Here is a 5,913-nt window from a genome sequence, read left to right as displayed (position 1 = left end):
CCCCGGACCCCGCCGGGTACCGACGGGGGTCTTGCAATGTCAACAGCTCCAGCCTCCCGACCCGCCGAGCCACACGGTGGTCTTCAGAGTCACGATGGCCGAAGGCGAGGCGGACGTCGCTGAGCACCTCTTCACGCACCTGGTAGAACCACACCTCCTTGATGGTCGCCACTGCGGCATGCCGTTGGTAGTGCGTGCGCCGGGCACGCCATTGCCCCGGCGATGGCGTAGATCCCCCAATAACCGCGCACCCGCCTTTCCCAGGTCTGATCGTTCGCCCCGTCCAGGGTCTTGCCGTCCCCAGAAGAGCCGGGGCATGGGCAAGTGACGGCGCCCGCCATCGGTCTTGACCGGTGTCCGAGAAGGCTCACCGTGCGGTCGGTACATTGTGGATCTTGATTGGGCTTAGCTGTGGACGGTAAGCGGTACTGCTTGGAGAGCCTATGCAGGCTGCGGGCCCACAGTGCTTTCTCCACAGACTGTGGATAACTTGTTTCGCCAAGATCGAGTAGTGCCGGGCGGCCTACATGGAGTTCACGGTCGATCAGTCCACTGCGCGGTCGACGACGCTGCATTGAACTCGCCTGGTCATTGGCCGACACCAACAGTTTGAGGATCATTTGGCTGCGGCCGATCACATCGAGATCGGGCACCGCAGACGCCGGAGCAGTCCATGGCGGACGACCGACGTGCGCGACGTCGTGCCCGCGCTCATCCGCCGTTCGGGCGTCCGGTGCCCCATCTCGCTGTGGCGGTGGCGCGGACGGGCGGGGTCGGTTCCTCCACGACGCCTTCGGGAAACACCGCCGGTCCCATGCGGTCCAGGCTGGAGCTTCGTTGTGCCTTTCGCCGTGAGGCGACCACCGCGCACCTCGCCCCCGGCGGGGCGCTAGCGTCTCGGGGCGCCCGCGCGCCAGGGCTCGCCGCGCTCGCGGACGTGTGCCGCTGGTGGACGGGCCCGTTCCTCGCCGACATGCCCAGGCCCCACGTCCTCTTTCCTGAGGCCTGCGCCGTCACCCCCGCCCCTTCCTCGCTCGCCTACGACTTGCGGGCCCTGGACTGACTGCGACGTCCGGTTGACTTGCGACGCCGGGCTGACTTGCGGCGCTGGGCTGACTTGCGGCGCTGGGCTGACTCGGAGTCGCTGTGCGCCTGGATGGCCCGGGATCCGGCTCCGGCCAGGGGCGGGCAGGTCCGGGTCGGCGTTGATGGAGCTTGGGGCCGGTTCGGCGGTGTTGTGCTCGTGTCGGCTGTCCTCAGGGCGCCGGGTCGTCGATGGCTGGGGACCTGGCTGGGGATTCTCGGTGGGCAACGTTATCCACCGGGCACACGGGTTGGGGAGGCCGCTCGTCCACAGCATGTGAAAGCGGTGTGGGCGATGACGCGCCGGACAGGACCTATCCGCAGGTCAGGGGCTTATCCACGACGTGGATAAGTGGTCCCACGAGTTGGGGACGAGCTGGGGAAGAATGGTGGACACGGCACCTGCCGACCGTACCCAGGATGTGCACGGCAGTTATCCACAGGTTGTGGATTCTGTGCATGACGGCCCGGCCGTGTGGATGCTGAAGGGGCGGCGCGTGGTGGGGCCGCACAGACCGTGGAAAGCTTGGCCGTTCTGGGGATCTGCCTGTGGACGCGGCCTCCCGGAGCGCCTGTCGACATGACGAGGAGGTGTGTGCAGACGCTGTCCCCAACCTGTGGATAACAGTGGCTAGAGGTCCTTCGCCAGCGGATGGCGAGGCTCGTAGATCGGGAGTTCTCCACCGCTCGGCAGCCTGATCGCAGCGAGCAGCCCCCAGCTCTGCTCGGTGACGGGGACATCGACCTGGACGCCGCGGGCACCCAGCCCTTCGAGCGTCGTCTGGATGTCGTCGCACATGAGGTAGAACTCGTGCCGCGGCTCGCCCTCGGTGGGATGCGCCGCGAGCTCGGCCGGCGGCAGCTTGAAGATCAGCCAGCCATGGCCCGCGTCGACGTCCGGAAAGCCGAGAACCTCTCGGATGAATGCCCGGTCTGCCTCGGCGTCGCGGCTGTAGATGATGACGTGCGCCCCGTTGATCATGACTCCCCCTCAGTTCTCGTCTGCTCCTTTCCCCGGGGTACGGGCCGAATCGCGGGAGCGTCTCGCTGTCACCGGGTTGAGGATGGCGCCGTCCTTCGTTGGCCTGTGTATGGTCCGCGCGTCCCGGCTCAAGTTCCGGGTGAAGTCGGGCGCTGCGCCACGCCCGGCGGAGCGGGGACGCACATCCATACGATGGCCCGACAACAGCGTCATGCGTTACGGGAACACCCCGTCCGACCTGCGAACACCAGTTCGAATGCGTGCTACGCTCGCCGCATGGGGCAGTTGTTGAACGAGCCGGTCCGCGCCGAGCACGACCTGGCGGGACGGCTCACCGCGTACGAATGGCGGGGGACGCGGTACGCCGTGGACGAGATCCTGAAAACGTACGGCACGGCCCAGGAAGGCCGGGTCTACCGGGTTCGGGTCACGGGAGCCGAGGGAGTGGTCGTCGCGGAGCTCGGCCGTGACGCGGACCGGTGGCGGCTCCGGCACGTCTTCTCCGCCTGAGCGCCCCGCGACGGCCCGACCACCCGCCCGGCAGACAGAGCCTCAGGCAGAACGACAAACCGATCAGCAGTCCACCGCCCCCTTCCCCGAGCGGCCTGCCGAGGTAGGTTCCGAACGGTCCGTCGAACAGCGAGTCGTGCACCGCCTCCCCCGCCGACCAAAGCGGCAGCAACTCGCCTGTCGACACGATGAAGATGTTGAGAGCCGATGCCAGAGCCGTCTGCGGAGGGAGCGACAGCGCCGCGCCCGGCTTCTCGGTTCGGGTGGTCGGCTGACCCTGGGGTTGAGCGGCTTACAGCTACCGGCGCTCAGCACCTGGCCAAAGCGCCGTCCAGGTGGGGAGGAGATGCTCCTCAGTCTGAGCGGGTTGCTGAGGTGTGGTCTGGCGGGCCAGGTGTCTCTTGGGGAGGATGGGCCGGTCGAGCCTGGAGCTGGGCCCGACTGGACGATATGTGGCTTCTTGCTGGCACGGCAGTGGTCAAGCGCCAGGCGAGCCAGTGCACTTGTGAGTGGGCGATCGGATAAGGCGGTTTGTCAGGGGGCTGTCGAGGTGCGATTCGATGAGCTAGGTGAGACTCGCCCGGACGTGACGGACGAACTGGACGTGACGGATGGGCTCGGACGGGTCGGACGACTCCTTAGGGCCGAACGGCTCGACGGGCCGAAAGTGCTGGACGGGCCGGACGCGACAGACGGGCCGGACGGGCCGGACGCGGAAGGGACCGACGGCTCGGACGGGCCTGCTGGGCCAGAAGTGCTGGACGGGTCGAAGGGATCGGACGGGCGGGCGGGCCCGTCACGGCTGAGGCTGGGCCGTCTGCGGCTTCTTGGTCTGGGCGGTCAGGTGAGCTTGTGAGTGGGCGGGCGGCTGACCTCGGTGCTCAGCAACTGATTGAAGGGCGGGCTGGGCGGCGTAGTGCGCCTCCGCCTGAGCGGGCTCCGGAGGAACGGCCGGGCGGAGGCGTAGCTGGGAGTGGGCTTGGGCCGTCCGGGCGCGGGTGGTCTGGCGATCGAACGTTGTGGACGCGTGTTGACGGGCTGCAGGGGGCGCCGCTCGACCTGCTGACGGCGCGGATCGGGCGTCGGCACTATGCGCCGCACATCCACGACGAGTACGCCATCGGGGTGACCGTCGCCGGTCTGGAGACCATGCGTTACCGGGGCGAGAAGGTCTACTCGGGGGCGGGGAGCCTCGTCGTGGTCGAGCCGGGGGAGGCGCACACTGGCGGTCCGGCTCGGCCGGAAGGTTTCGCTTACCTGTGCGTGTATCCGGGTGCCGAGTTGCTGGGCGCCGCGGTGAACTCGGACGACGAGGAGCCCGCGTGGCCACACTTCCGCGAGCCGATCATCGACGATGTGCAGCTCGGTGAGGCGTTGCGGCTCGCACATCGCGCGCTGCGCCTGGGACAGGACCCGCTGGAGGGCGAGTCCCGGCTGCTCGGGGTGTTGGGCGCGCTCGTCCGGCGGCATGCGGGGCCCAGCCCGGAGGAGGCGCCGCGACGGCGCGGCGCCGACGCCGGCCGAATCGCTCGCATCGTCGCGGCGCGCCTGTCGGACGAGATGCACGCCCCGCCGACGCTCGCCGAGGTCGCGGGTGACCTGCAGCTCTCGCGGTACCAACTGCTGCGCACCTTCCGTGACGCCATGGGCATGCCGCCGTACGCATGGCTCGCCCAGCACCGCGTCACCCGGGCCCGTGCGCTGCTGGACGCGGGACACCGCCCGGCGGAGGCCGCAACGCTCGTCGGGTTCGCCGACCAGGCGCACCTCACGCGATGGTTCCGGCGCGTGGTGGGCGTCACGCCCGGCGCCTACCGCAACAGCGTTCAAGACAGTGCGGCGCGCCGTCCCGCATCCTGAAGCCGTCCGTTCGTTGGCGGACGGACGGGAACGGAGGTCGCGTTGAGTCGCCGTGGCTGGGTGCTGTTCGCGCTGATGGGCGTGTTGTGGGGCATCCCCTATCTGATGATCAAGGTGGCGGTCGAGGACGTCTCGGTCCCGATGATCGTGTTCACCCGGACCGCGCTCGGCGCCGCCGTCCTGCTGCCGCTGGCGCTCCGGGCGGGCCAGTTCGACGTGGTCCGCCGGCATTGGCGCCCACTCCTGGTGTTCACGGCGGTGGAGATCCTCGGCCCGTGGGCCCTGCTGTCGGACGCCGAGAACCGGCTGACCAGCTCCATGACCGGGCTGCTGATCGCCGCCGTCCCGATCGTCGGGGTGGCGCTGGCGAGGCTCACCGGTGACGGGGAGCGGCTCGGGCCAGTGCGCTGGGCGGGTCTGCTGGTCGGACTGGTCGGCGTCGGCGTCCTCGCCGGACCGCATCTCGGTGGCGGCAGCGCGTGGGCGATCGGCGAGGTCATGCTGGTCGCGCTCGGCTACTCCATCGCTCCGATGATCGCGGCTCGGCGGATGCGGGACATGCCGAGCCTGCAGATGGCCGCGTTCTCGCTGGCCATCGCCGCGCTCGTCTACACCGGCCCGGCCGCCGCCACCTGGCCGGAGTCGATGCCGAACGGACGCGTCCTCGCCGCGCTCATCGGGCTCGGGCTGCTGTGCACGGCGCTGGCGTTCATCGTGTTCTTCGAGCTGATCCGGGAGGTCGGCACGTCCAGAGGCATGGTGTTCACCTATGTGAACCCGGCCGTCGCGGTCGTCGCCGGGGTCGTGTTCCTCGGCGAGCCCCTCACCGGGACGATCATCGCCTCGTTCGCGCTGATCCTCGGCGGCTCCGTCCTCGCGACCGCCGCCACGCGCCGCCCGGCGCCCGCCGAAGCCAAGCCCCCGGAGCGGGACGCCGTCGTCGAGCCCGAAGAAACCTCGGCCTGCTGACCTGCCGCAGCGAGCACACGCAACGAGCATGGCGAGGACCGTCCCGGTTATCCACAGCCGCGCACAAGGCACAGCTACCGGCGCCGAGGCCCCCATACTGGCGTCAGCACTTGGCGTGCCGACATCAACACGACCCACGATGCATCGACCGCCGCATCACCTGGTGCACCGACCCTCGCGCGCCGAGCGTCGAGGCTCGCACCCCGCGTAGGCGCCGGGCGCCGGGCGTCGCATGCCGCGCGTAGGCGCCCGGCGTCGAGGGTCGGACGCCGAGGGTTGGACGCCTGGCCCAAGGGGCGGGTGATGTCCCGGAGATCGGTCGTCGGGCACCGGGTATCAGCGGCCGAGCGTCGGGCGCCAGGGATCGGGGATCGGGCGCGGGGCGTCGATCGTCAGGGGTCGGAGGCCTAGCCTCATGGGGCGGGCGACGTGCCGGGGATCGGGCACCGGGTATCCGGTCTCAGGCGCTGGGCGTCGGGTATCAGGCATCGGGCGTCCGGTGCAGGGCG

At 69.8% G+C, this 5,913-nt stretch carries 5 protein-coding genes; 4 read left to right on the top strand and 1 reads right to left on the bottom strand.

The window, feature by feature from the left end; genetic code table 11:
- Window positions 1-814 precede the first annotated feature (814 nt).
- Window positions 815-1,063 (top strand): hypothetical protein, encoded by a 249-nt coding sequence (locus E1264_RS39100; RefSeq protein WP_132182045.1) that lies wholly within the window; start codon window positions 815-817, stop codon window positions 1,061-1,063.
- Between the two features lie 651 nt (window positions 1,064-1,714).
- Here the strand turns inward: E1264_RS39100 and E1264_RS39095 are convergent.
- A complete protein-coding gene (locus E1264_RS39095) occupies window positions 1,715-2,065 on the bottom strand; it encodes a VOC family protein (protein ID WP_132182043.1) in 351 nt (116 codons plus the stop codon).
- Between the two features lie 276 nt (window positions 2,066-2,341).
- On the opposite strand from E1264_RS39095, the gene E1264_RS39090 reads away from it, so the two are divergent.
- The 3 genes from E1264_RS39090 (at window position 2,342) to E1264_RS39080 (ending at window position 5,404) form a co-directional block, all read left to right on the top strand.
- The gene (locus E1264_RS39090; RefSeq protein WP_132182041.1) at window positions 2,342-2,575 is read left to right on the top strand and encodes a hypothetical protein; all 234 of its coding nucleotides are present in this window, start codon (window positions 2,342-2,344) and stop codon (window positions 2,573-2,575) included.
- 1,017 nt (window positions 2,576-3,592) lie between these two features.
- Window positions 3,593-4,435, top strand: coding sequence for an AraC family transcriptional regulator (locus E1264_RS39085; RefSeq protein WP_132182039.1), 843 nt, complete (start codon window positions 3,593-3,595; stop codon window positions 4,433-4,435).
- Between the two features lie 42 nt (window positions 4,436-4,477).
- Window positions 4,478-5,404 (top strand): DMT family transporter, encoded by a 927-nt coding sequence (locus E1264_RS39080; protein ID WP_132182037.1) that lies wholly within the window; start codon window positions 4,478-4,480, stop codon window positions 5,402-5,404.
- Window positions 5,405-5,913: the final 509 nt, after the last annotated feature.

Source organism: Actinomadura sp. KC216, assembly GCF_004348535.1.
GTDB lineage: Bacteria > Actinomycetota > Actinomycetes > Streptosporangiales > Streptosporangiaceae > Spirillospora.
This window is presented reverse-complemented; position numbering and strand designations above follow the sequence as displayed.